Source organism: Thalassotalea sp. G20_0 (assembly GCF_017744175.1).
In the GTDB taxonomy this organism is placed as follows: Bacteria; Pseudomonadota; Gammaproteobacteria; order Pseudomonadales; family Endozoicomonadaceae; genus Endozoicomonas.
In genome coordinates, this window is record NZ_JAGHQV010000124.1 from 1 (window position 1) to 3,388 (window position 3,388).

Here is a 3,388-nt window from a genome sequence, read left to right on the forward strand (position 1 = left end):
TCCCTGTGCTGTGGCCACAATATCGATTTTGCCAAAGCAGGCCCAGAGAATGGCGATGACAAACAAAGCGATAATCACTTTAACGATAACCCGGCTTGCCGGACTGGCTGGGGTATCTTCCACCTCCAGTGCCGCTGGCAGAAACTGACGACGGGTGTCATCCAGAGATTCCGAGCGTTCCGTTCGACTGAGCAACACCTTGGTGGCTTTTGAGAACAGAGACTTCATCTACACCGTCTCCCGTAATCCATGCTGATGGGCATTCAACCTTGCGTAATGACCACCCTGTTTTACCAACTGATCATGAGTGCCTTCTTCCACAATACGACCTTTGTCCATCACGATAATACGGTTGGCATCCCGCACCGTGGAAAGACGATGGGCAATAATAAAGACCGTGCGTCCCTGGCTGATCTTTTTCATGTTCTGCTGGATGATGTGTTCCGATTCATAATCCAGGGCACTCGTGGCTTCATCAAAAATCAGGATCTTCGGGTTGGTGAGCAACGCACGGGCAATGGCAATGCGCTGTTTCTGACCGCCGGAAAGGGAGCTGCCCTGTTCACCGACATTGGTGTCGTAACCTTCGGGCAATTCCAAGATAAAATCATGGGCACCGGAGAGTTTCGCCGCTGCCATCACCCGTTCAATGGAGGCACTCGGGTCGGCCAGGGCAATGTTGTCCCGCACCGAGCGGTTGAACAGGAAGTTTTCCTGCAGCACCACGCCCACTTGTCGGCGTAGCCAGGCGGGTTCTACCAATGCCAGGTCGACACCATCCACCAATAGACGACCAGACTCCGGTACATACAAGCGCTGCACCAGCTTAGTCAGCGTACTTTTACCGGAACCGGAACGGCCAACAATACCTATAATTTCTCCCGGATTAACGGTTAAGGAAACACCATTGAGCACTGCCGGTCGATCAGGCTGATAACGGAAGGTCACGTGTTCAAAACGCACCTGACCTTTCTATGCCGGTAATGTGGTTCGGTTCGGATCGTGCCCCGGTTCTGTAGGGGTATTCAGTACATCGCCCAATCGCTGAACAGAGATTCCCGCCTGTTGGAAATCCTGCCATAGCTGTACCAGTTTCAGGATAGGGGCACTCACCCGACCGGCAATCATATTAAAGGCAATCAGCATACCAACGGTAAGCTCACCATTAATGACCAGTGTGGCACCTACCCATAACGTCAGCACCGTGACGACTTTATTGATTAACCCGGCAAACTGGCTGGCAATATTACCAAGGTTCATAGCCCTGAAGGAGGCAGACACATAAGCCGCCAACTGGTCTTCCCAGTGCCGCTGCATCTGGGGCTCCACCGCTGAGCTTTTGATGGTTTCCATGCCAGTGACCGATTCCACCAGGAAGGATTGATTTTCTGCGCCACGCTTGAACTTCTCATTCAGTCGGGCACGGAGAATCGGGGTAACGATTAAAGAGAGCAGGATATAAAACGGAATGGAACCCAACACAATCCAGGTCAGCGTTGGGCTGTAAAAATACATCACCACAAAAAAGACGACGGTGAATAACAGGTCGATACACAACGTCAGGGCAGAGCCGGTAATAAACTCCCGAATGGTGTCCAGCTCCCGAACCCGGGCCACCGTGTCGCCTACTCGACGAGCTTGAAAGAATGCAATGGGCAATCGAAGTAAATGGTTGAACAGCCGTGAGCCAAGCACCACATCGACTCTGTTTGTGGTGTGACTGAATACATAATTCCTGAGGCCATTCAGGACAATATCAAAAAATGAGAGTACCAACAGGCCAAATGCCAATACGTCTAACGTCGTTAATGCCTGGTTAACCAGCACCTTGTCGATAATCACCTGAAAGAACAGTGGGGTGATCAGGGCAAACAATTGAATAAAGAAGGAAGCCAGCAATACTTCCGACAGCAGTTTTTTATGCTTCAGCAAAGCGGGAATAAACCAGCTGAAATCAAACTTGGCAAAACTGCCCGGCAACAAAGAGCGTTTCGTGAATAACAGAACATCGCCAGAGAGCATCGTTTCCAACACATCCAACGATACTGCCTCGGGGGATTGCTTCAGCGGACTTTGAATCAGCGCCTTCCCTTCATGTACCCGGGCAATGATGAAGTAGTGACCATCCACCTGTCGTGCAATCGCAGGCAACGGCAGATCAGTCAGCTGATCCACCGCCACTTTGATTTTTCTGGCCTTCAGCTTCAGGGATTTGGCCGCCCTGAGCATAGCCGTATCGTCCAGCGCTGCATCTGCACAACCAAACTGGTGGTGCAACTGCTCAGCCTCTGCCGCTACGCCATGAAATTTGGCCAGCATCACCAGGCAATGTATGCCACTATCTATGGAATTGAATTGACTCACTACTACGACTGTCCAGATACTTATTTTTATGAATGGACATCGTGCCTGATGCAGAACACGAACTTTCAGTTAGAAGAGGCTTGGAGAAGGAAAGCTTTTCAGCTTGCGGCATCTACTGATAACAGGCGATTCCTTCCAGGTACCAGCGAAAGACTGGATATAAGCAGTACGGCCACGAACGCAGGCCATCATTCCTCGGGTCATTCCATGTATCCCTTTCACTATTGAGTTGTTCTTATTGAATGAAACACATTCAAACAGCAGTTTAAATCGGTGTCAACAGCTATAAATAAAGTCAATATATTTTTTGACTCTGTTCACATAATTGCTGTGGCAACAAGGCTTCCAAAGCATCCACAGAATTACAGCCGGGTACTCGTTACAATTCACGACAGAGATAATCGTAGAGTTCCAGTCCATTAGCCTTTGCACTTTCGATCAGACTGTAAAAAATGGTACTGGCCTGAGGGCCAAAGGACTTCTTTTACAGCCACAACACCGTATCCGGCGTATCCATCAGTTTGCTGATACGGGAACGTTCCCTTTTTGATTGTTCACGCCTGCGGTTTACTGAATATTATCCCTGTTTTACCGAATTGAGACTTTGCTTCTTACGCATTGACTCCCCTGACAGTTCCAAACGGTGTGAACGGTGAATCAGACGATCCATAATGGCATCCGCTGTTGTGGGTTCATCAATATAAACATGCCACTGGGTAACAGGTAATTGAGATGTAATCACCATGGCCCCTTCTCCAGTCCGCTCTTCTATGATGTCCAGCAAATCCTGTCGGCCCATATCTGACAGTGGTGACATTGCCCAGTCATCCAGAATTAGCAGCCTGGTACGTGTCAGCAGGTTGCGAAGCTTGGGTAATGAGCCGTCCTTGCGGGCAATATCCAGCTCTTCCATCATCAGCCCGAACCGCTTATAGAGTACGGAATGGCCAAGCCGGATTGCTTCATTGCCAAGAGCGCAGGCCAACCAGCTTTTACCAGTACCCGTGGGACCTGTCATCAATAA

3 protein-coding genes and 1 pseudogene are annotated in these 3,388 nt (G+C 49.7%); all 4 read right to left on the bottom strand.

All coding sequences use genetic code 11. The annotated features are described in order from the left end of the window. Positions 1-228, bottom strand: a pseudogene (locus J7438_RS24795) (hypothetical protein); the annotation flags it as partial. Further along, positions 229-963 carry an ATP-binding cassette domain-containing protein gene (locus tag J7438_RS28035; RefSeq protein WP_353620194.1) on the bottom strand — a complete coding sequence of 245 codons (735 nt, stop codon included), beginning with the start codon at positions 961-963 and terminating at the stop codon, positions 229-231. A gap of 9 nt (positions 964-972) precedes the next feature. Beyond that, positions 973-2,364, bottom strand: a complete 1,392-nt coding sequence (locus J7438_RS28040) for an ABC transporter transmembrane domain-containing protein (protein WP_353620195.1) — start codon at positions 2,362-2,364, stop codon at positions 973-975. 577 nt (positions 2,365-2,941) lie between these two features. Continuing rightward, positions 2,942-3,388: ATP-binding protein (locus tag J7438_RS24805; protein ID WP_209278726.1), on the bottom strand; the 447-nt coding region annotated here is incomplete at its 5' end.